Origin of the sequence: Bradyrhizobium sp. BLXBL-01 (genome assembly GCF_051853025.1) — a bacterium.
In the GTDB taxonomy this organism is placed as follows: domain Bacteria; phylum Pseudomonadota; class Alphaproteobacteria; order Rhizobiales; family Xanthobacteraceae; genus Bradyrhizobium.
The window spans coordinates 762568-782934 of the sequence record NZ_CP182471.1 but is presented as its reverse complement, the minus strand read 5'-3'; the positions used below and the strand labels follow the sequence as shown (position 1 = coordinate 782934).

Below are 20367 nucleotides of genomic sequence, written 5' to 3'. Positions count from 1 at the left end.
GCCGTGCCCACGTCGTTCCTGCTGGTGGGCACTGCGCAAGGGCGCCTTGGCCCACCCTACGGCAGCGTCAGACTCCCGCCACCGAGGACCACAGCTCGGCGAGCTTCTTCCGCAGCGCCTGGGTGCGTGTCGGCGGCGGCGGCGTCTCGTCATCCTCCGGCAGGCGCAGGCCGACGACGTTGACGCGGCCACCGGAGATGCTGCGGGCGACCAGCACGATCTCGTCCAGCGCGAGCTCGGCGCCCTCCTTCGGCGCGCGATCGAGATGGACGTCGAAGTAATCGGCGAGCGTGAGCTTGCTCTCGTCCTCGCTCACCTTGACGCCGTAGATCTCGGCGAGCTCGGCGAGCGTGTGCTCGCCGGAGACCATGAAGTCGCCGAGCAGATGCGGATCCGGCGCGGTGCTCGGCTGCATGTCGACGAAGAAGCGGTCGAGCGACTCGGCCTTTTCCGGCGGCGCCAGCAGATAGATGTAGTCGCCCGGCGCGATCGGGTCGGCTTCCGTTGGCGTCAGGATGTTCTCGTTGCGGATGACGAGCGTCGGCTTGGACCAGGACGGGATCAGACCGCGGCGGAAATACAGGCTCTTGGGCCGCACCGGATAACCGACCAGCTGCTGCTCGAGCTGGCCGGGCAGATCGAGCTCGACGCGGCGCGGGCCGCGTTCGGCGCGCGGCAGCGCCACGTGCAGCTTGCGGGCAGCCGGCGCCAGCGTCCAGCCTTGCAGCAGGAGCGAGATGATGACGACGACGAAGGCGACGTCGAAATAGAGATAGGCCTTGGACAGGCCGACCAGCATCGGGATCGAGGCCAGGAAGATCGCGACGGCGCCGCGCAGACCAGTCCAGGCGATGAAGATCTTCTCGCGCCAGTTGAAGCGGAACGGCGACAGGCACACGAACACCGCGAGCGGCCGTGCCACCAGCATCAGGACGAGCGCGACGGCGACCGCCGGCAGCACGCTGGCCCCCAGCCGGCTCGGCGAGACCAGAAGGCCGAGCAGCACGAACATCACGATCTGCGCCAGCCAGGTCGCGGCATCGAGGAAGGTCACCACCGAATTATGGGCGCGGGTCGGCCGGTTGCCGATGATGATGCCTGCGAGATAGACGGCGAGGAAGCCGGAAGCGTGCATGATCTGCGAGCCGCCGAAGATCACGAGCGCGCCCGTGGTCACGAAGGGCGCATGTAGTCCCTGCGGCAGGGCGACCTTGTTGAGCGCGATGACGACGAGGCGGCCGCCGAACACGCCGACGACGGCGCCCAGTGCCGCCTCCAGCACGAACTCCATCAGCACGTGGCCGGCCGAGCTCGAGCCGACCGAGATGTATTCCACCAGCATCAAAGTGAGGAAGATCGCGAAGGGATCGTTGGTGCCGGATTCCGCCTCCAGCGTCGCGCCGACGCGCGGGCGCAGACGCAGGCCCTGGGTGTGCACCAGGAGGAACACGGCGGCCGCGTCGGTCGAGGCCACCACGGCGCCCACCAGCAGCGACTCCGCCCAGTTGAGGTCGAGCGTGTATTTGGCGAACGGCGCCGTGACCAGCGCGGTCAGCAGCACGCCGACGGTCGCGAGCACGAGAGACGGGGCGAGCACGGTGCGGATGCTGGCAAAGCGCGTGCGCAGGCCGCCGTCGAACAGGATCAGGGCGAGCGCGACGGAGCCGACCAGATAGGTGGTGCGGACGTCGTCGAATTGGAGCTGACCGGGGCCGGAATCGCCGGCGAGCATGCCGATGACCAGGAAGACGAGCAGCAACGGCGCGCCGAAGCGCAGCGCAAGCAGGCTCGAGAGGATGCCGGCCATGACGAGGACGGCGCCGAGCAATATGGCGAGACTGACGGAGTCGAGGGAAGCCATCCACCTTCCGGGTAAAAAATCGCTGGAATTTCATCCTTATCGTCGGCGGACTCGCGCGCCAACCCATTTTCGCGCTTCGCGGCAATCTGCCCGTATTTTACGGCCTTAACGCGCATCACTTCACGGTGTATCGATGGCCCGGCCGCGCCCTGCCCTCGAATCAATTCCTGCCCGCTTGCCGACGAGACCGATGGACATGGACCTCAAAGACTTCATGGAGTTCGTGCAGACCACCGCACGCAGCGTCGGGGCGGAAATCTCCTCACCCTGGTTCTACCTGCAATTCGGCCTCATCCTGGCAGCGGCCGGCATCGCCTATGCCGCGGAGGCCGGCATTCGCAGCCGTGTCGACCTGACCTCGCTGGCGATGCGCTGGCCGCTGCCGCTGCGACACTTCGTTCGGGTCATGGTCGCCAGCGCCTCGACGGCGGTGTTCACGCTGCTCGTGATCGTCTCGCGCGTGGTGATGTATCACGCGACCTGGCCGAGCCGCTCCTATCTCCTGATGGTCGCAGCCAAGCTGGGTTTCGCCTGGCTGGTGATCCGGCTCGTGACCTCGGTGCTGCGGAACGCCTTCATCGTCAAGCTAGTGTCGATCACGGCCTGGTTCGTCGCCGCGCTCTCGATCGTCGGCCAGCTCGATGCGACGGTCGACCTGCTGGATTCCTTCGCGATCGTACTCGGCGGCCTCAGGCTGACCCCGCTTCTGGTGCTCAAGGCCGGCGCGCTGCTGCTGATCGCGCTCTGGCTCACCAACATCGCCAGCAATTTCGCCGAGAGCCGGATCAACTCGACCACCGACCTGACGCCGTCGGTGCAGGTGCTGCTGGTGAAGATCATCCGCATCGGGCTGCTCACGGTCGCAATCGTGATCGCGCTCGGCGCGGTCGGGATCGACCTGTCGGCACTCGCGGTGTTCTCCGGCGCGGTCGGCGTCGGTATCGGTATCGGCCTGCAGAAGATCGTCGCCAACTTCATCTCGGGGATCATCCTGCTCGCCGACAAATCGGTGAAGCCGGGCGACCTCGTCACCATCGGGGACAATACCGGGCGGATCAGCGCGATGAAGACGCGCTATATTTCCGTCGCCGCCGGCGACGGCCGCGAATTCCTGGTGCCGAACGAGGATCTGGTGACGCAGAAGGTCGTCAACTGGACCTATACCGACAAGAACACGCTGGTGAAGATCGCCTTCGGCACCAATTACGACGCCGACCCGCGCCTGGTCACCAAGCTCGCCGCCGAGACCGCCGCCGCCCATCCGCGCGCCACCAAGGGCAAGGCGCCGAACAGCATTTTGACCGAGTTCGCGGAAGCCGGCATGAAGTTCTCGCTGACCTTCTGGATCGCGGACCCCGACGGCATGGACAACGTCAAGAGCGACGTGATGCTGGCGCTGTGGGACGCCTTCAAGCGCGAGGGCATCCGGGTTCCCTACCCCGTCCGCGAAATCCGCATCCGCGGCGGCGCCCTGCCGGTGGAAACCACCGTAGAAGTCCCGAATTAGGTCACTTTCGCCCCCGAGGCTGGCCCCTCGGCTTGCATGAAGCCTGCCAATCATTAAATTGGGGCCTGAAATCAAGCCTTTCCACCGACATCGAGATCAGCCCGAGAAGACCTGACACGCATGAGCTACGTCGACGCCACCGAGACCTCCCTGCGCAAGACCGGACAGATCAAGCTGCACGGGCCCGCCGCCTTTGCCGGCATGCGCAAGGCGGGCGCGCTGGTGGCCAGGTGCCTGGACGAGCTCACCGACATCGTCGGGCCCGGCGTGCCGACCTCCAGAATCGACGAATTCGTCCGCGACTTCGCCTTCAGCCATGGCGCCTATCCGGCGACGCTGATGTATCGCGGCTACCGCTACTCCACCTGCACCTCGCTCAACCACGTGGTCTGCCACGGCATGCCGGGCGACCGTCCGCTGAAGGAAGGCGACATCGTCAACATCGACGTCACCTTCATCGTCGACGGCTGGTATGGCGATTCCAGCCGGATGTATGCGATCGGCCCGATCGCCCGCAAGGCGGAGCGGCTGATCGAGGTGACCTATGAAGCGATGATGCGCGGCATCGCCGCGGTGAAGCCCGGCGCCACCACCGGCGACATCGGCCATGCCATCCAGAGCTTCGTCGAGCCGCAGGGCATGAGCGTTGTGCGCGATTTCTGCGGCCATGGCCTCGGCCGCATGTTCCACGACGAGCCGAACATCATCCATATCGGCCGGCCCGGCGAGGGCGTGCAGCTCAAGCCCGGCATGTTCTTCACCATCGAGCCGATGATCAATCTCGGCAAGCCGCATGTGAAGATCCTCTCCGACGGCTGGACCGCGGTGACGCGCGACCGCTCGCTGTCTGCGCAATTCGAGCACTCGGTCGGAGTCACCGCGACGGGTGTCGAGATCTTCACGCTGTCGGAGCGGCACGGCGAGAAGCAGATCGGGTGAGCACAACCTCGCTGTATTTCTGCTAAGATCCGAGAACGCGTCGAAGTTCGCAATACTTGGAATTGTCAGGACCATCAAAGGGGAGAAACGTTCTTTCTCCGCCAAAGTAGTGAAGTTTGATTTTCTGTTCACTTCGATCGACAAGAAAACACCCGCCTAGGCCGAAGATAGTCCCGCATACCGACTTTGACTTTAAATCTGACGGAAATGAATTCGATGCCGGCCGGATCGGAATAGAACGCTTGTAGTCTCCTAGGGGAATTGGCAACCATCCCTCGACTGCTTGCACCTTGATGTTCACGATGGCGGTCACACCGTCTTTGATCGTTTGTAAGCCGACATGTCCCTCCCCACTTACCCATCCTGGACATCTAAATCCCCAACGATCGGTCGTAAGGAAGTCTAGCACCTCGTCGTAAGACAGCGGTTTGCCGAAGGCTGCAGACGACGCAAAGAGAACTGCGATGATGCTAGCGAACCCTCGTATCAACATTCTAGCCTCCTTTGGCGAGTTATCGATGAGAGTTTCGGACTCAACATGCGCATAGGAACGATGACCAGCAGTATTGGGTCTCGTGCTGGTCGGTGACGGCCCAATTCCGCAGCCTTGCGCGCGTCATATAACTTGGAAGTAGCCAAGTATCTTTTTCAGAAGTGGCACGATGAAGCTGACTATGGGGGGTATGACGTAAGCCGTAAGAAACTTTCGCATCGTAAGTGCATCGAACGGCCATACAGGCATGTCGTTGATTACAGCGCCAATCTTTCGCAATCGCTCGATCATCTGTTCATCGTCTGCGGTAATGACGCCAGACTGGAAGCGCGAGCGCAGGTCATCTAGTTGGGCCCGCATACGTAACGCTACACCGCTCATGAGTTGAGCCTTACTCTTCATCATAGCATCGCGAAATGGGAGCAGAGGGCCAATGAAAACAAATGGGCCAACAACTGAGTAGGCAATCACAGCTACAACCAGAAATCCCACTCGCGCTTCGTTGGGCGTAAAAAAGTGGCTGACAAGCCAACCTAAGCCGATATTGAGACCGACAAGCGAGATTGCATACTGATTGCGCAGTCCTAACCGACCAATGGGTCGCAAGCCGCCCGCATTGTCCGGATGCAAGGGCAGCATGCGAAGGTCCGAATGGGAAACGACTTCCCATAACAATACTGGTAGAGCGGAACTGCGGATTACGTAGACCGCTGCCACAATAGCGAACAGAAAGTCACAGTACATGCGGATGTAGCCAGCCGCAGAGAGCGGATGGCCGGACTCCCAACTGGTATACGCACCGTCGGCAATCAACCGGTAGACGAAATAGACCGCGATTACTCCGGCAAGCATGCCCACAGCTTGCGCCCCCAGATTGATCCTGCGGAAAATACGATTCCAGCGGGCGACAAGAAACACGGCGCTTCCTTCGGAAGTATTCAGAATGCCGTCCACTTGAACGCGATTGAGTGAACGACAAAGGAGCGCATGGTCAGTTGTTGTTAGTATCAGCAGACAGGGAAACGACACCAGATACATAAAAATCGTGCTGACGTCGTAGAAAAAAGGCAAATTCAGTGTAGCCGATCGCGCCGCCATGGGTACGCCGAAGCAAGCGGCTATCAGCAACGGCAAAAAAGTGAAAGTAACAGCCCCTGCGTACAGCGCCACAGGCGTGAAAGCACCAAGTCCACGGCGATCAAGCCACTCAGCGATGGCGTGCAAACCCGAACCTGCTGTCGTATCCAGAGTCTTTGCAATAAGCGAAACTGAAACGGCAGACTCTGGTGAAACGTTAGAGGCATGGTCCATGTTTGCCCTCAAGCAATTCCAGAGGCCAATATATGTCAACGCGGCTTGCCCGCGAGGAAGGATCGCTACCTCAACGAGAGACTAATTATCCAAAGCTTGGCAACATAATTGCTAGTTGTAGCAATGATTTCATACTACTCAATTTCCGATCTTAAGCAATCCAATTCGTCCTCCATCGCAGCTTGCGACAACGCCCACGATCGGGGCGGCCATTGCGCGCTCATCTCCCAGTCTTAGGTCAACCACGGCTAACGTGCGCCGCCCCCCGCTCGGACGCCGGCCGACACGCGACGCGCCATCTCAATTGACGGTTGCAAAAACGCCGGTCCCCGGCAATGCTGGCGGCCGATGCCCGCCAAGCCTGACCACGACAACAGCAAGCCCGAGGACACGCCGCACTATCTCGGCCATCGCGAGCGGCTGCGCGAGCGCTTCTACAGCGCGGGCGCGGATGCGCTGAGCGATTACGAATTGCTGGAGATGGCGCTGTTTCCGGCGCTGCCGCGGCGCGACACCAAGCCGCTCGCCAAGCTGCTGATCAAGACCTTCGGCTCGTTCGCCGAGGTCGTGCATGCGCCGGTGGCGCGCCTGCGCGAGGTCGAGGGGATCGGCGAGTCCGCGATCAACCAGCTCAAGCTGATTGCCGCGGCGGCGCATCGGGTCGCCAAGGGCGAGGTCAACAGCCGCAACGCGCTGTCATCCTGGAACGAGGTGATCGCCTATTGCCGCACCAGCATGGCGTTTGCCGACAAGGAGCAATTTCGCCTGCTGTTCCTGGACAAGCGCAACCAGCTGATCGCCGACGAGGTGCAGCAGACCGGCACGGTCGATCACACTCCGGTCTATCCGCGCGAGGTGATCAAGCGCGCGCTGGAACTATCGGCGACCGCCTTGATCCTGGTGCACAACCACCCTAGCGGCGATCCCTCGCCCTCGCAGGCCGACATCCAGATGACGAAGGCGATCATCGACATCGCAAAACCGCTGGGGATTGCCGTGCATGATCACATCATCGTCGGCAAGAACGGGCATGCGAGTTTGCGCGGGCTGCGGCTGATCTAGAGTCTCAAAATCAGATGACAAGGGAACGATGAGCGACTGGCTGCACAATCTGCCGGTGCCCGTCATGGCGCTGGTGATCTTCGGATTCACCTATCTTATGGCCGCGGCGATCTTCGCAGGCATCGCGCTTGTCGCAACGGAGGAGCGTGCCAAATCGCTCAAAGTGATCTCGCCGGGCATGCTGCCCGTGCTCGGCATCATCTTTGGCCTGTTCGTCGCCTTCACCGCAGCGCAGGTCTGGGGCGACAGCGATCGCGCCAGTGCCGCGGTGAGCCGCGAGGCCAGCGCGCTGCGCAGCGCCGTGCTGCTGGCCGGCGGCCTGCCGGCGGAGCAGGAGACGAAGCTGCGCGGCCTGGTGCGCGACTATGTCGGGCAGGCTGTCGCGGTGGAATGGCCGATGATGGCGCATCAGGAGGCATCGCTGAAAGTGACGCCGCCGGCGCTCGCCGATGCCCTGCAGCTCGTCATCACGATGACGCCGCAAGGCACGGGGCAGGCGAATGTGCAACGCGAGCTCATCGCCGCGCTGGAGCAGGCGCTGGATGCGCGGCGGCAGAGGATCATCGTCAGCCTCGCCGCAGTCAATCCAGTCAAATGGTGGTGCCTGTACCTCCAAGCCGCCTGCGCATTGCTGGTAATCGGCCTCGTTCATTGCGACAACCGGCTGGGATCGGCGATCGCGATGGGCCTGTTCGCGACGGGGGTGGCCACCTCCGTCCTGCTGATTGCCGCACACGACCGGCCATTCGCCGGTCAGGTCTCGATCAAGCCGGAGCCGCTGCTGCAGATCATGCCGGAGGCAGCAGCGAAGACCTAGACGGAGGCGCACTCCCTCTCCCGCTTGCCGGAGAGGGTCGGGGAGAGGATGTTTCCGCAATGGGATAATCCCCAAGAGGAAAACCTCACCCGGCGCGCGGGACGATGCTTCGCATCGCCCGGACGCGCCGACCTCTCCCGCAAGCGGGAGAGGTGAACCGAGACCGCGGCATTGATCAACCTAAAGCCATTCCGCTTGAGTCCAGATCAGAACACCTGGCTTTTGGCGGCCTTCAAGTGGTCTTCTGCGGCCGTGATGCCGGCGAATGCCTTGAGCGTCAGGGCGGTCGGTTGCGGCTTCCATTCGGCAACCATTTTCTCGGCCTTCTCGAGCTCCGGCTTGGACAACATGGAGGCCATCTCGTTGACATTCCTGGCCGGCGCCACCTTCGAGAGCTTGAAATAGGCATACGACAGGGACACGTCCCTCGGCGTGCCCTTTCCCGCAGAATATGCGCGGGACAGGCTGAAGAGGGCGCTGGGGAGGCCCTGGTCGCCTGCCAGCTTCCACCATTTCAGCGCTTCTTCCGAATTCCCTTGCCGGTCATACATGAGAGCGACATCGTGCTGGGCACGCGCGTAACCGGCCTTGGCGGACACAAGCTTGTACTTCAATGCCTGATCCGGATCCGTTGCGACGACGCCCACGCCCTGCCCGTCATAATAACAGCCGAGCTTATAGGCTCCGAGCGGATCGTTGGCCGCGGCCGATTTTTGAAACCACTCGAATGCCTGGCTGCGATCCTGCGGTGTGCCGATGCCGTTATTGTGCATCATGCCGACATGATATTGCGCCTCCGCATCTCCGCGATTGGCCAACGCGACCATCGCATTGAAGGTGCGGGTGTCATTCGCGCTGGCGGGCACCGCGACAAGCAGAAGGCACGAAAAGGCCAGGGCAACGAATTTCATGTCAAAGCCGATCGAGTTTGAACCATTCCGTCTTGGTCGCTCGAGACGGAGAAAAAGTTCGAAATCAGCGATCCTTGGCCTGCCCGGGCGGTCCCGTCAGGGCTCCACCCAGCGCTGCACCGCCTCGGCGGTGTCGGCAGGCGTGGTGTTGAAGCAGATCGCGGCATCGGGCGCCAGGCGGTGAACGAGGTTGAGCACCTTCTCGAACAAGAGCAGGCGCTCCTTCGGCTCGCGCAGGCCGGCGCCGATGACGATGCAGTCGAAGCGCTCATCGCGCAGCGCCGCCACCACGCCGGCTTCGGCTGTGACATCGAGATCGATCAGGCAGCTCGTGACCTCGAAGCCGAGATCGCGCAGGCGCAACAGCTGCGCCTCGATGTAGTCGCGCACGAGCTCCGGCGTCAGCTGCGGGAATGCGCTGTAGTCGGCATTGCCGGGTTCGATGCCGATCGCGAGGACGCGCTTGGCCATGCAGAACACTCCTTGCCGGACCGTCTCGTCTTGCTAACGGAGGGATCGCCGGCCGGTTCCCGGAGCGGTGGAGGCCTCGCCCTGGTTCTACCGAGATTTCCCGCCCAAGCTGTAAGCCATTTCACATGCGCCGCGCCGGCGACCTGCCAGACTTTCGACAGATCACGCTGGAGCCAGGCACCGATCACGACACCTGGCTCACCTTGGTTTGCACGGCAAGTCGATCATTCAATCAATTTGCGGGAGCGGAAGATGATTTCATTCGAGAGTTTCAAGAACGAATACGAGCGGAATTGGGCCGGTCTCGAAATCCGGCCCGGACGCCTCGCCGAGGCGAATGCCATCGCCCGCAAGGCGCTCAACGGCAAGGCGACCTATCAGCAGATCGAGCGGCTGACCGGCGTGCCCTGGTACTTCACCGCGCTCTGCCATTACCGCGAATCCAACTTCGATTTCGACACCTATCTGGGCAACGGCGAAACGCTTCATCGCCCGACGACGATCGTTCCGAAGGGGCGCGGCCCGTTCGCTACCTTCGTGGACGGCGCCGTGGACGCGTTCAGAATCGAGAACTTCATCGGTGCGCGGGATTGGGGCATCGCGCGGATGCTGTTCCGGCTCGAGGCGTTCAACGGCTTCGGGTATCATTCCAAGGGCGTCAATTCGCCCTATCTCTATGGCGGCTCGACCCTGTACGGCCCGCCGGAAGCAAGAGCCGGAAAATTCGTCCGCGACCATGTGTTCGATCCCGGTCACGTCGATGCCCAGCTCGGCACGGCGGTGATCCTGCATGCGATGATGGCGCTGGATTCGTCGATCGCGCTCGACGACGGCCCGCAATTCGCCGGTCGCACCGAGCCCGAGGATGAGGTGGCTTCGACGGTCATGCTGATGCAGCAGGCGCTGAACAAGCTCGGCGCCAATCCGCCGCTCGTCGAGGACGGCATCAGCGGACCGAAGACCAGGGCCGCCGTCTCGCTGTTTCAGCAGCAGAACGGCCTGAGGGATACCGGATTGCTCGACGCCGCCACGGTCGCCGCCATCACGCGCGGGATGCAGCAGCCAGGCCCGGCCGGGCAGAACGGCGACCTCTCGCAGATCCTGAAGCGGCTGGAAGATCTCACACAAGTGCTGCGACCGCCGTCAAGCGGCGGGACGCTGCCAGCGATCGTGCCGAGCAACACATTGCCTGCCACCAACGATCCCGTCAGCCTGTTCGAACGGCTGTTCTCCCTCATCAACAAGACAGCGCCCATGCCCGGACCCGTCGCCCCGATGAGCCCCGCCCCCGTCGATCAGCTGAAACAGGTCGTCGATTTGCTCAGCACCCTGCTCAACAACGGCGGCGGCAAGCCGATGCTCGGCCAGGTCAATGGCGCACTCGGCGAGACCATCGGCAAGCTGCTCGACGGCAAGAAGACCGCGCTCGGCATCGGCGGCTCGCTGATCACCGCCCTGCTCTCCTCGGTGACGGCAAGCCCGAATGCGGGAGGCCTTGCCGGGCTGCTCGGAACCATCGTGTCGGCCGTGCCCGGCCTTGGCCAGTTCGCAATGCCGATCTCGCTCGCGCTCGCCGTCTGGGGCGTGCTCGGCAAGATGGAGAAATGGGCGCAAGGCACCGCGCCGCCGCCGAAGGTGACCACGTGAGGACCCAGGGAGATCGGACTTGGGATGCTACTCCAGGAGCAGGTGCGCTCCCTCCCCCGCTTGCGGGGGAGGGTTGGGGAGAGGGTGTCTCGACAATCGAGAATCCCCAAGAGGAGAAAGCCCTCACCCGGCGCGCGGGACGATGCTTCGCATCGCCCGGAACGCGCCGACCCCTCCCGCTTGCAAGCGGGAGAGGTTATCGAGCCCGCGGCTTGGCCCCGCCTACTGGCGCAACATGATCAGGGGATCGGCGGTGTCGGGGACACGGCGCCACTGGGCGTTGTCGTCGGCCTCGAACTGCCAGGCGTCGCCTGATTTGGACATCAGGATGATCTGGCCGCGCTCGAGTCGCCATTGCGTCGGGTTGAACTGCGCGATCGTGGCGTCGCATCTCGGCTTGAGGAAGACCTGGAAATTGTCCGGGCCCGCTTCGGTGTTGGTCAGCGTCAGCCCGCAGATCGGCTGGCCGTTGCCGCGCACCATCGACCAGTCGCCGATCATCTGGTCCATCGACTTCGCCATCGAGCGCGCGGCGGCGAGGTCCTGCAGGATGTAGACGCCCTCGCCCTGGCGCAGGCCTTCGAAGATGCCGGCCTCGACCTCGGTGAAATCGATCACGGCTTCGCCGGTCGCATCCTGCAGGCGCACGATGTCGAGGCCCTTCACGCTCCAGGCGACGATGTCCTTGGTGAAGGGCAGCGCGGTCTTGCAGGCCGGCTCCAGCTCCAGCTTGTAGCCCTGGCCTGCGGCGTCACCTCTCAGTGTGACGACGCAGGTCTTGCTGCGCTCGGTGGTCGAGAGCTCCCACTGTCCGGGCATCTGCTTCTTCAGGCTCGTCGCATCCTGCGCACGCGCGATGCCGGTCGCGGCCAGAAAGGCCGCGATGGCAAATGCGAGAAGGCGACGTGCGATCATCAGCGCCCCTTGACCGGCGTTTCCGCAACCGGCGTCAGCGGCGCCTTGCCGGCGAACCAGGACTTGAGATTGTCGACCACGAGCTGGTCCATGGCGTTGCGCGTCACCACCGAGGCCGAGCCGATATGCGGCAGCAGCACGACGTTCTGCATGGTCTTGAGCTCGTCGGGCACGTTCGGCTCGGCCGCGAACACGTCGAGGCCGGCGGCGAGAATGGTGCCGGATTTCAGCGCCTGGATCAGCGCGGGCTCGTCGACCACCGAGCCGCGCGCGACGTTGACCAGCACGCCGCGCGGGCCGAGCGCCTTCAGCACTTCGGCATTGATCATCTTTTCGGTCGAGGCACCGCCCGGCACGATCACAACGAGCGTGTCGACAGCTTTCGCCATCTCGATCAAATCAGGGTAGTGCTTGTAGGCGACCTCCTTGGAGGGGTTGCGCGAGTGGTAGACCACCGGCACCAGCGAGGCGTCGAGCCGGCGCGCGATGGCCTGGCCGATCCGGCCCATGCCGACGATGCCGACCTTGCGGTCGCGCAGCGAGCCGACGCTGAGCGGATAGTTCTGGGTCTGCCACAGCCCGGAGCGGACATAGCGGTCGGCCTTGATGAACTCGCGCAAGGTCGAGATCAGAAGGCCCATCGCGACGTCGGCGACCTCCTCGGTCAAGACGTCGGGCGTGTTGGTGACGACGATGTTGTGCTCGGCGGCATATTTGGCGTCGATGTGGTCGTAGCCGACACCGAAGCTCGCCACCATTTCCAGCTTCGGCAGCTGCGACAGCGAATCCTTGTCCGCGCGCACGGTATGGTAGGTCACCGCGACGCCGCGGATCCTGTCGCGGACCGCCGGCGTCAGCCGCTCGAGATCGCCGCGCGTCTCCGCCTTGTGCACGACGAAATGATCGGAAAAGCCGTTCTCGAGGATCGGCCGCACCGGCCCATAGATCAGAAGGTCGATCTTTTCGGACGAAATCGAACCGGCAGCCATCAGTTTTCCTTTCCAAGCGCGCTTTCATGCCAGCGCCGTAAAACGAGGTGGGAAACTAGCGCCAGCACCCCATAGATGACAATCCCGGCCAGCGACAACAGAAGCAGCGCTGCAAACATGCGGGGTATGTTCAAGCGATAGCCGGATTCGGCGATCCTGTAGGCGAGCCCCGAGCCGGCGCCGGCCGTTCCGGCCGCGATCTCGGCCACGACGGCGCCGATCAGCGACAGGCCGCCGGCGATGCGCAGGCCGCCGAGGATATAGGGCAGCGCCGCCGGCAGCTTGAGGAAGCGCAGGGTTTGCGGCTTCGATGCGCCATAGAGCTGGAACAACCCGGCCAAATTGCGGTCCACCGAGTTCAGCCCGAGCGTGGTGTTCGACAGCACCGGGAAGAAAGCGACGATGAAGGCGCAGACGACCACCGCGGTCTGCTGCTCCAGATAGATCAGCAAGAGCGGCGCGATCGCGATCACAGGCGTCACCTGGAGCACGATGGCATAGGGGAACAGCGAATATTCCACCCATTTCGACTGGTTGAACAGCAGCGCCAGCGCGATGCCGCCGATGCTGGCGGTGACAAAACCTTCGAGCGTGGTTGCAAGCGTGGTCGCCAGCGATTGTGACAGCACCGCCCAGTCCTTGATCAGTGTCAGCACGATGACCGAGGGCGCCGGCAGCACGTAAGGCGGGATCTCCTTGATGCGGACCACGAGTTCCCAGGCAAGGAGGCCGGCCGCGAAGACGATGACCGGCAGCACGAAGCGCATCGCGCGTTGCGCGCCAGAGGATTTTGCCGGCACGGGAGCTTGCGCGCTCATAGCGTCGACTGCTCCGAATAGGACGGCGCCAGCGCGGCGGACACGCGTCGGCAATAGTCGGAATAGGCCGCCGAGGTGCGAAACTCCTCAGCCCTCGGCTCGACCGTCTCGATACGGATGTCGGCCTGGATGCGGCCGGGCCGCGACGTCATGACCACGACGCGCTGCGACAGATAGACGGATTCGAACACCGAATGGGTGACGAAGATGACGGTCTTGCGCAGGGACCGCCACAGCGCCAGCAGATCGTTGTTGAGGCGGAAACGCGTGATCTCGTCGAGCGCGGCGAACGGCTCGTCCATCAGGAGGATATCGGGATCGGTGACGAGCGCGCGCGCCAGCGACACCCGCATCTTCATGCCGCCGGAGAGCTCGCGCGGAAAGGCCTCGGCGAAATCGGCAAGGCCGACACTCGCCAGTGCCGCGTCGGCACGCGCGCGCCCTTCCGCCTTCGGCACGCCGCCGAGCTTCAGCGGCAGCCGCACGTTCTCACGGACGTTGGCCCAGGGCATCAGGGTGGGCTCCTGGAACACGAAGCCGATGCCGTGACCCGGCTGCGGCACGCCCTCGTGCCGTGCCACCCGCACCGTGCCCGACGACGGCGCGCTGAGCTCGGCGATCAGCCGCAACACCGTCGATTTGCCGCAGCCGGACGGGCCCAGCAGCGAGATGAACTCGCCCTTGCGAACAGCAAGATCGAGCGGGCCGAGCGCCATCACGCCGTTGTCGTAAGTTTTGGTCACGCCGCGCAGGCTGACGGCGAGAGCGGTCAGACTGGGCTCGACGGCGGGTGGCGTTGAGCTCGCTACCATCGATCGCTGGTCTTTGTGAGGCTCGGTCGCGCCGCGTCTTTCACCTCTCCCCAACGGGGAGAGGTCGGCGCGCAGCGCCGGGTGAGGGGCCTCAGGTCCCACGAGAGAGCGTAACCCCTCACCCGCACCGCATCTGACGATGCGATGCGACCTCTCCCTTCGGGAGAGGTGGGCCCCAGCCGCACCGTCGTGCCTGATCTCAGCATCTACTGCTTGTTCGGGCGCAGCTCGACGCCGACGCCCTTGTTGACGAAGCGCAGCGTATAGGATTTGCGGAAGTCGAGATCCGCCTTCACGACGCCGGCCTTGACCATCTTGTTGAAGAAGGAGGCATAGCGCTCGTCGCTCATCGCACCGATGCCGTTCTTCAAGCTGTCGCCGGAATCGACGATGCCGTGCTCTTTCATCTTGGCGACGGAATAGGCCAAGAGATCGTCGGTCATCTCCGGGTTGAGCTGCTTGATCAGGGCATTGCCGGCGGAATTGTCGCGGTAGATGTAATTGTACCAGCCGATCATGGAGGCATCGACGAAGCGCTGCACGAAGTCGGGCTTCTTCTCGACGATCTCACGGCGGGTCTCGATCAGGGTCGAATAGGTGTTGAAGCCGTAATCGGCGAGCAGCAGCACGTTGGGCTTGAAGCCGGCGGCCTTCTCGACCGCGAAGGGCTCGGAGGTGACGTAACCCTGCATGGCGCTCTTGGGATTGGCGATGAAGGGCTGCGGATTGAAATTATAGGGCCGGACGTTCTTCTCGCTGAAGCCGTATTCGGACTTCAGCCACTGGAAATAGCTGGTCATGCCTTCCTTGGAGACGAACAGCGTCAGCGGCTTGAGATCCTCGATCTTGGCGACCTTGGCGTCGGGCTGCGTCAGCATCACCTGCGGATCCTTCTGGAACACCGCGGCGATGCTGACGACGGGAACGTTGTTGGCGACCGCGTCGAACGACATCAGCGTGTTCGCGGCCATGAAGAAATCGATCTTGCCGGCAATCAGCAGCATCCGGTTGTTCTCGTTGGGACCGCCGGGGACGATGGTGACGTCGAGACCGTATTTCTTGTAGGTGCCGTCGGCGACCGCCTGGAAGAAGCCGCCATGCTCGGCCTCGGCGACCCAGTTGGTGCCGAAGGTGACCTTGTCGAGCGTTTGGGCGCGCGCCGGCGCAAAGGAGGCGACAGCGGCCAACAAGCCTGCAATTAACGCTCGCCGCAGATGAAAGGGGGGCATGATGGCACTCCGTCGACCCTGGCTGGTCCAATCGTCTCTGGTTCAAGTGAATGCAACGCGATAAAACCGCATGACATCAGGGGATGCGAGCCGGCCGGGCCCGCATCCCCTCATAGCGCAAATTACGTGACAAATTCGGGCAAGGAAACCTCGATGACGCCCTCCCGCGACTGGATCGACATCGACTGGGCTCATGCGAGCCCGGGCGAGGTGTCGCGCTGGATCGCGGTGCTGCCGCTGGCGGCAACCGAGCAGCACGGCCCGCATCTGCCACTGACAACGGACGTGCTGATCGCGGACGCCTATCTGGCACGTGTGCGCGAGCTGTTGTCCGCGAGCGTTGCGGCGAGCTTCCTCCCGGTCGAACGGGTCGGGATTTCCACCGAGCATATCGACTATCCGGGCACGCAGACGCTGCCGACCGAAATGGCGCTGAAGAAATGGACTGGGATCGGCGAGGAGGTTGCACGCCGCGGCGTGAGAAAGCTCGTCATCGTCACCAGCCATGGCGGCAATAGCGCGGCCATGATGCTGGTCGCGCAGGACCTTCGCGCGTATCAAAAGCTCTTCGTGGTGACGACGTCGTGGTCGCGGCTCTCGGGCGCGGACACATTGTTCCCGGCCGATGAAGTGCGCCACGGCATTCACGGCGGCGCGGTCGAGACCTCGATCATGCTGGCGCGCTATCGTGATCAGGTGCGCAAGGATGCGATCGCTGATTTTCCCGCGAGCAGCATCGCGATGGAGCAGCAATATCGCTGGCTGTCGACGCAGCGGCCGGCGCCGTTCGCCTGGCAGGCGCAGGATCTCAACGCCAGCGGCGCAGTCGGCAACGCGACGCTGGCTGAGCCAACGAAGGGCGAGCAGTTGCTCGATCAAGGCGCGCGCGCCTTTTGCGAGCTGCTGGGAGAGGTCGATAACTTCGACGTGAACAGGCTCGCCAAGGGGCCGCTCGGCTAGCCTGCATCCACCTGAAACCATTCGGGAAATGACCGGATTCCGGCAGCGCCAGATGCGCTTTCGAACCGGACACGGCATGCCTCCGTCCAACTGGGCACGCGGGCCACAACGGACCGCCTCAACCCGGATGGAGTTTCACATGTCGATCAAGACCAAGATTGCCGCCGCAGCTCTCGCTGCTCTCGCCGTCACCGGCAGCATCGCGTCCACCACCACCTCGGCCGAAGCCAAGCAGCCCGGCTGGGTCTGGGGTGTCGGTGCCGGCATCGCCACCGCCGCCGTCGTCGGCTCCGCGATCGCCGCCAGCAACGATCCCTATTACCACGGCTATCACCGCTGCGGCTGGGTCGCGCAGTACAACGCCTTCGGCCAGTACGTCGGCCGCGTTCGCACCTGCTACTGATCTGAGTACCTGAGGCCGATCTCCACGTGGATCCTGCGTCCGACACGGGCGCCTCATCCACCCCGTGTCGTGCCCCCGACCCCGCCCGGCGTCCCCCCGGGCGGGGTCATTCGTTTTGAGCCCGGCGAATTTGTTGCAGCCGCGTCACACAGCGGTGCGAACTCTTCTCTGCGGCGATGCGCATCAGTTGCTATTGCGAATTAATCGCAATAAGGTTTGCCGCAGGTTCAGGAACTTGGGACGAAGTCGCGACGAATCGAGATCATCTCGGCCGGTCGCCTCAATCGCCGAGGCTTGGTGACAGAATCGTCGCGACCCGTCAGGGATATTGCGGCGGGTGGAACAGATTCGCGTTTGGGGGCGTGCGTTTTGGCGTTGAGAGGTCACAGACATCGGTGCTTGCGAACGGCCGCGGCGATTGCCACGGGCGTGCTGGCTTTTCCGACTGCCGGCCGCGCGGCCGATCTGCCGCTGAAGGCGCCGGCCTTGAGAGCGGTCTATGACTGGACCGGCCTCTATATCGGCGCGCATGCCGGCTACGGCCGCGGCTCGTCGCATTTTGCACTGAACGACGGCACCGCACTCAGCGACAGCGGCGTCTTCAGCGGCATGATCGGCGGCGTGCAGGCGGGCTACAATTACCGCCTCAACTCCGGCTGGCTGGTCGGCGTCGAAGGCGATTTTACGTTTCCCAACTACATCACGTCGAACTCGATCGTCTCGTTCCTGGCGACGCCCGCCAACACCGTCACGCAGCAATGGGACTACACCGCGAGCCTGCGCGGGCGCGTCGGCTACACCAGCGGTCCGTGGCTCGTCTATGCCACCGGCGGCTTTGCCTGGATGGGCGAGCGCTATTTCGACGCGCCGGCCTCCGGCGCCGAAATCCCGAAGATCCTGAACACACGTCCTGGCTGGGTCGCAGGCGCCGGCGTCGAATACGGTTTCGCGCCGCATTGGAGCGCGCGGCTCGAATATCTCTACAGCCGCTTCGATAGTGCCAACGTCGCCTTCTCCACGGGCGCGCAATACACGTCCTCGTCGCTCGACTTCCAGCAGGTCAGGCTCGGCCTCAACCGCAAGGTCGATTGGCCCGGCATGCCGGGCTATAACCCGAAGAGCTCGCTGATCGACACGGAATCGGATCGCTGGGAGATCCACGGCCAGAGCACCTATCTGCCGCAAGGCTATCCATCGTTCCCCGCGCTCTATACCGGACCGAACTCGCTGTCGCCGTCGCGACAGGCCAAGGCGACGTGGAGCAACAGCCTGTTCCTGAACGCGCGGCTGTGGGACGGCGGCGAGGTCTATTACAATCCCGAGCTGCTGCAGGGATTTGGGCTCAACGACACGGTCGGTGCGGCCGGCTTCCCGAACGGCGAAGCGCAGAAATCGAACTTCCCCTACCCGCACTACAACACCTCGCGCCTGTTCGTGCGCCAAACCTTCGGCTTCGGCGGCGAGCAGGAAGAGCTGGCGAGCAGCCAGCTGCAGCTGGGACAGAAGGTCGACGTGTCGCGCCTCACCTTGCAGGCCGGCAAGTTCCCCGTGGTCGACGTGTTCGACGGCAATGCCTATGCCAAGGACACCCGCAGGGATTTCATGAACTGGTCGCTCTGGGCGCCCGGCGCCTTCGACTATTCCGCCGACAAGGTCGGTCTCACCTACGGCGTCACGGCCGAACTCAACCAGAAGCAATGGGCGCTGCGCGGCGGCTATTTCCTGATGGTGTCGGAATCCAATTCGAATCATTTCGACACCAGGGTCGGCGAGCGCGGCCAGTACGTGCTCGAGCTCGAGACGCGCTTCTCGCTGCTCGGCCAGCCCGGCAAGCTCAGGACCATCGGCTGGCTCGACAGCGCCAATATGGGCAGCTTCCGCGAGACACTGAACAATCCCGCGCTCAATCTCGACATCGCGCAGACCCGGCGCGGACGCCTGAAGTACGGCTATGTGCTCAATCTCGAGCAGGCGATCACCGACGATGTCGGGCTGTTCGGCCGCTGGAGCTGGAACGACGGTCGGTTCGAAACGCTGGCCTTCACCGACATTCATCGCAGCCTGTCCGCGGGCTTGTCGATCAAGGGCACGAGATGGGGCCGGCCGGACGACGTGATCGGCGTCGGCGGCGCGATCAACGCGATCTCGCAGGATTATCGCGACTTCCTTGCCGCCGGCGGCCTCGGTGTCCTCGTCGGCGACGGCGCGCTGAACTACCGCAAGGAACGCATCCTCGAAACCTACTACGCCTATGCGGTGAACAAGAACATCACCCTCACCGCCGACTATCAGCTCATCGTCAACCCGGCCTACAACGCCGACCGCGGACCGGTGTCGGTGTTTTCGGGCCGGCTGCACGGGGAGTTCTGAGCTGCGGCTCAGAACAGGAGTGCAACACCCGAGACGAACAGCAGCGCCAGCACGATCTTGCGGAACGCGGCCTCGTCGATCCGGCCGAACAGTTTCAGCCCGAGCCAGGTGCCGGCGAACAGAAACGGCACGCCGAGCGCGAACAGCTTCGCCGTGTCTGATGTGAGCGATCCGTTGGCACCGAGCCAGAACGCCGCCATGGCGAATACCACGACGGCGACCGGCTGGAACGTGGCACGCTGCGCGTCCTTGGGCAGGCCGCGCAAATTACACCAGATGGTGACGACGATGCCGGCAAGGCCCGTCAGCCCGCCAAGCAGGCCGTTGACGAAGCCGACCGTCATGTCAGCGGCCGGCGGCACGACGACCGCGAGTTTGAGCTGCGGCCGGAAGAATGCATAGAGGCTGTAGGCGATCAGGACAGCTCCGACCGCGATGCGAACACTCTTCGGATCGGCCCAGGTCAGGAGCGACACCCCGGCCGGCACACCGATGACTGCACCGACGATGAAGGGCCACAGCCGGTGCCAGTCGAGCGCGCTGCGCAACTTCCAGACCGAATAGCCCTGCACCAGAAGGCCGAAGCCGACGATCAGGCTGGCACTCTGAAGTGGCGTCAGCACGTAAAGCCACAACGATGCCGCGACCAGGCCGAAGGCGAACCCGGAGAGGCCGGCGACGAACGCGCCGGCGAAGGTGGCCAACAGAAAAAGCGGAAGCTCGATTGCGATCCCGTCCATTGCTCGCTCCATAGATCAGCGAGCAGCGCTTGCGTGGGATCACCACTTCACGGGGAGGCTGCGACATCCCCAGGATGCAAGTTTAGGTGAAGCGGCCTCTTTGCACAATGAC

The 20367-nt window shown here is 63.5% G+C and carries 18 protein-coding genes; 8 read left to right on the top strand and 10 right to left on the bottom strand.

Translation table 11 applies throughout. From position 1 onward, the window contains the following. Positions 1-67: 67 nt before the first annotated feature. Positions 68-1861: a potassium/proton antiporter gene (locus tag ACNJYA_RS03675; protein WP_212259422.1), complete on the bottom strand. Its 1794-nt coding sequence runs from the start codon at positions 1859-1861 to the stop codon at positions 68-70. A gap of 190 nt (positions 1862-2051) precedes the next feature. On the opposite strand from ACNJYA_RS03675, the gene ACNJYA_RS03670 reads away from it, so the two are divergent. Beyond that, positions 2052-3368 (top strand): mechanosensitive ion channel family protein, encoded by a 1317-nt coding sequence (locus tag ACNJYA_RS03670; RefSeq protein ID WP_212259421.1) that lies wholly within the window; start codon positions 2052-2054, stop codon positions 3366-3368. Between the two features lie 120 nt (positions 3369-3488). After that, positions 3489-4307 carry a type I methionyl aminopeptidase gene (gene map, locus ACNJYA_RS03665; RefSeq protein WP_025032534.1) on the top strand — a complete coding sequence of 273 codons (819 nt, stop codon included), beginning with the start codon at positions 3489-3491 and terminating at the stop codon, positions 4305-4307. Positions 4308-4923: 616 nt separating this feature from the next. On the opposite strand, the gene ACNJYA_RS03660 is transcribed toward map, so the two are convergent. Next, on the bottom strand, positions 4924-6111 hold the full coding sequence (locus ACNJYA_RS03660; protein WP_439402063.1) for a hypothetical protein: 1188 nt from the start codon (positions 6109-6111) through the stop codon (positions 4924-4926). Between the two features lie 348 nt (positions 6112-6459). On the opposite strand from ACNJYA_RS03660, the gene radC reads away from it, so the two are divergent. Then, entirely contained in the window at positions 6460-7173 is a 714-nt protein-coding gene (gene radC / locus ACNJYA_RS03655; protein ID WP_439365423.1) for a RadC family protein, read from the top strand. Positions 7174-7201: 28 nt separating this feature from the next. Beyond that, the gene (locus tag ACNJYA_RS03650) at positions 7202-7990 is read left to right on the top strand and encodes a DUF4239 domain-containing protein (RefSeq protein WP_439365421.1); all 789 of its coding nucleotides are present in this window, start codon (positions 7202-7204) and stop codon (positions 7988-7990) included. Between the two features lie 206 nt (positions 7991-8196). On the opposite strand, the gene ACNJYA_RS03645 is transcribed toward ACNJYA_RS03650, so the two are convergent. Beyond that, on the bottom strand, positions 8197-8901 hold the full coding sequence (locus ACNJYA_RS03645; RefSeq protein ID WP_439365420.1) for a tetratricopeptide repeat protein: 705 nt from the start codon (positions 8899-8901) through the stop codon (positions 8197-8199). A 96-nt stretch (positions 8902-8997) separates the two neighbouring features. Continuing rightward, entirely contained in the window at positions 8998-9372 is a 375-nt protein-coding gene (locus ACNJYA_RS03640) for a hypothetical protein (protein WP_172786638.1), read from the bottom strand. Positions 9373-9624: 252 nt separating this feature from the next. Between ACNJYA_RS03640 and ACNJYA_RS03635 the strand changes: the two genes are divergently transcribed. After that, the gene (locus tag ACNJYA_RS03635; protein WP_439365418.1) at positions 9625-11019 is read left to right on the top strand and encodes a peptidoglycan-binding protein; all 1395 of its coding nucleotides are present in this window, start codon (positions 9625-9627) and stop codon (positions 11017-11019) included. Positions 11020-11241: 222 nt separating this feature from the next. Here ACNJYA_RS03635 and ACNJYA_RS03630 read toward each other — a convergent pair whose 3' ends face one another. The 5 genes from ACNJYA_RS03630 to ACNJYA_RS03610 all read right to left on the bottom strand — a co-directional run bounded on the left by ACNJYA_RS03630 (position 11242) and on the right by ACNJYA_RS03610 (position 15782). Continuing rightward, positions 11242-11934 carry an AprI/Inh family metalloprotease inhibitor gene (locus ACNJYA_RS03630; protein WP_439365417.1) on the bottom strand — a complete coding sequence of 231 codons (693 nt, stop codon included), beginning with the start codon at positions 11932-11934 and terminating at the stop codon, positions 11242-11244. Continuing rightward, positions 11934-12923, bottom strand: coding sequence for a 2-hydroxyacid dehydrogenase (locus ACNJYA_RS03625; protein WP_439365415.1), 990 nt, complete (start codon positions 12921-12923; stop codon positions 11934-11936). Before ACNJYA_RS03625 ends, ACNJYA_RS03630 begins: the two co-directional genes overlap by 1 nt. Continuing rightward, a complete protein-coding gene (locus tag ACNJYA_RS03620) occupies positions 12923-13741 on the bottom strand; it encodes an ABC transporter permease (RefSeq protein ID WP_439365414.1) in 819 nt (272 codons plus the stop codon). Before ACNJYA_RS03620 ends, ACNJYA_RS03625 begins: the two co-directional genes overlap by 1 nt. Continuing rightward, entirely contained in the window at positions 13738-14553 is an 816-nt protein-coding gene (locus tag ACNJYA_RS03615; RefSeq protein WP_439365412.1) for an ABC transporter ATP-binding protein, read from the bottom strand. Before ACNJYA_RS03615 ends, ACNJYA_RS03620 begins: the two co-directional genes overlap by 4 nt. Before the next feature lie 206 nt (positions 14554-14759). Beyond that, entirely contained in the window at positions 14760-15782 is a 1023-nt protein-coding gene (locus tag ACNJYA_RS03610) for an ABC transporter substrate-binding protein (RefSeq protein WP_439365410.1), read from the bottom strand. A gap of 153 nt (positions 15783-15935) precedes the next feature. Here ACNJYA_RS03610 and ACNJYA_RS03605 point away from each other — a divergent pair, with 153 nt between their 5' ends. From ACNJYA_RS03605 to ACNJYA_RS03595, 3 genes are all read left to right on the top strand, one after another. Further along, complete coding sequence (locus tag ACNJYA_RS03605; RefSeq protein ID WP_439365409.1) at positions 15936-16742, top strand: creatininase family protein; 807 nt, start codon at positions 15936-15938, stop codon at positions 16740-16742. A gap of 139 nt (positions 16743-16881) precedes the next feature. Continuing rightward, positions 16882-17145 carry a hypothetical protein gene (locus ACNJYA_RS03600; RefSeq protein WP_036045494.1) on the top strand — a complete coding sequence of 88 codons (264 nt, stop codon included), beginning with the start codon at positions 16882-16884 and terminating at the stop codon, positions 17143-17145. A 399-nt stretch (positions 17146-17544) separates the two neighbouring features. Continuing rightward, positions 17545-19515: a carbohydrate porin gene (locus ACNJYA_RS03595; RefSeq protein WP_172786630.1), complete on the top strand. Its 1971-nt coding sequence runs from the start codon at positions 17545-17547 to the stop codon at positions 19513-19515. Between the two features lie 8 nt (positions 19516-19523). Here ACNJYA_RS03595 and ACNJYA_RS03590 read toward each other — a convergent pair whose 3' ends face one another. Next, positions 19524-20255 carry a sulfite exporter TauE/SafE family protein gene (locus ACNJYA_RS03590; protein WP_212259412.1) on the bottom strand — a complete coding sequence of 244 codons (732 nt, stop codon included), beginning with the start codon at positions 20253-20255 and terminating at the stop codon, positions 19524-19526. Between the last annotated feature and the right edge of the window lie 112 nt (positions 20256-20367).

What these genes read in the sequence shown, in the direction of transcription:
- ACNJYA_RS03625 (WP_439365415.1), bottom strand. Translation starts at nt 12,923, where the DNA reads ATGGCTGCCGGTTCGATTTCGTCCGAAAAGATCGACCTTCTGATCTAT.
- ACNJYA_RS03615 (WP_439365412.1), bottom strand. Translation starts at nt 14,553, where the DNA reads ATGGTAGCGAGCTCAACGCCACCCGCCGTCGAGCCCAGTCTGACCGCT.
- ACNJYA_RS03640 (WP_172786638.1), bottom strand. Translation starts at nt 9,372, where the DNA reads ATGGCCAAGCGCGTCCTCGCGATCGGCATCGAACCCGGCAATGCCGAC.
- ACNJYA_RS03605 (WP_439365409.1), top strand. Translation starts at nt 15,936, where the DNA reads ATGACGCCCTCCCGCGACTGGATCGACATCGACTGGGCTCATGCGAGC.
- ACNJYA_RS03590 (WP_212259412.1), bottom strand. Translation starts at nt 20,255, where the DNA reads ATGGACGGGATCGCAATCGAGCTTCCGCTTTTTCTGTTGGCCACCTTC.
- ACNJYA_RS03675 (WP_212259422.1), bottom strand. Translation starts at nt 1,861, where the DNA reads ATGGCTTCCCTCGACTCCGTCAGTCTCGCCATATTGCTCGGCGCCGTC.
- ACNJYA_RS03645 (WP_439365420.1), bottom strand. Translation starts at nt 8,901, where the DNA reads ATGAAATTCGTTGCCCTGGCCTTTTCGTGCCTTCTGCTTGTCGCGGTG.
- ACNJYA_RS03635 (WP_439365418.1), top strand. Translation starts at nt 9,625, where the DNA reads ATGATTTCATTCGAGAGTTTCAAGAACGAATACGAGCGGAATTGGGCC.
- ACNJYA_RS03600 (WP_036045494.1), top strand. Translation starts at nt 16,882, where the DNA reads ATGTCGATCAAGACCAAGATTGCCGCCGCAGCTCTCGCTGCTCTCGCC.
- radC (WP_439365423.1), top strand. Translation starts at nt 6,460, where the DNA reads ATGCCCGCCAAGCCTGACCACGACAACAGCAAGCCCGAGGACACGCCG.
- ACNJYA_RS03660 (WP_439402063.1), bottom strand. Translation starts at nt 6,111, where the DNA reads ATGGACCATGCCTCTAACGTTTCACCAGAGTCTGCCGTTTCAGTTTCG.
- ACNJYA_RS03620 (WP_439365414.1), bottom strand. Translation starts at nt 13,741, where the DNA reads ATGAGCGCGCAAGCTCCCGTGCCGGCAAAATCCTCTGGCGCGCAACGC.
- ACNJYA_RS03630 (WP_439365417.1), bottom strand. Translation starts at nt 11,934, where the DNA reads ATGATCGCACGTCGCCTTCTCGCATTTGCCATCGCGGCCTTTCTGGCC.
- ACNJYA_RS03650 (WP_439365421.1), top strand. Translation starts at nt 7,202, where the DNA reads ATGAGCGACTGGCTGCACAATCTGCCGGTGCCCGTCATGGCGCTGGTG.
- ACNJYA_RS03610 (WP_439365410.1), bottom strand. Translation starts at nt 15,782, where the DNA reads ATGCCCCCCTTTCATCTGCGGCGAGCGTTAATTGCAGGCTTGTTGGCC.
- map (WP_025032534.1), top strand. Translation starts at nt 3,489, where the DNA reads ATGAGCTACGTCGACGCCACCGAGACCTCCCTGCGCAAGACCGGACAG.
- ACNJYA_RS03670 (WP_212259421.1), top strand. Translation starts at nt 2,052, where the DNA reads ATGGACATGGACCTCAAAGACTTCATGGAGTTCGTGCAGACCACCGCA.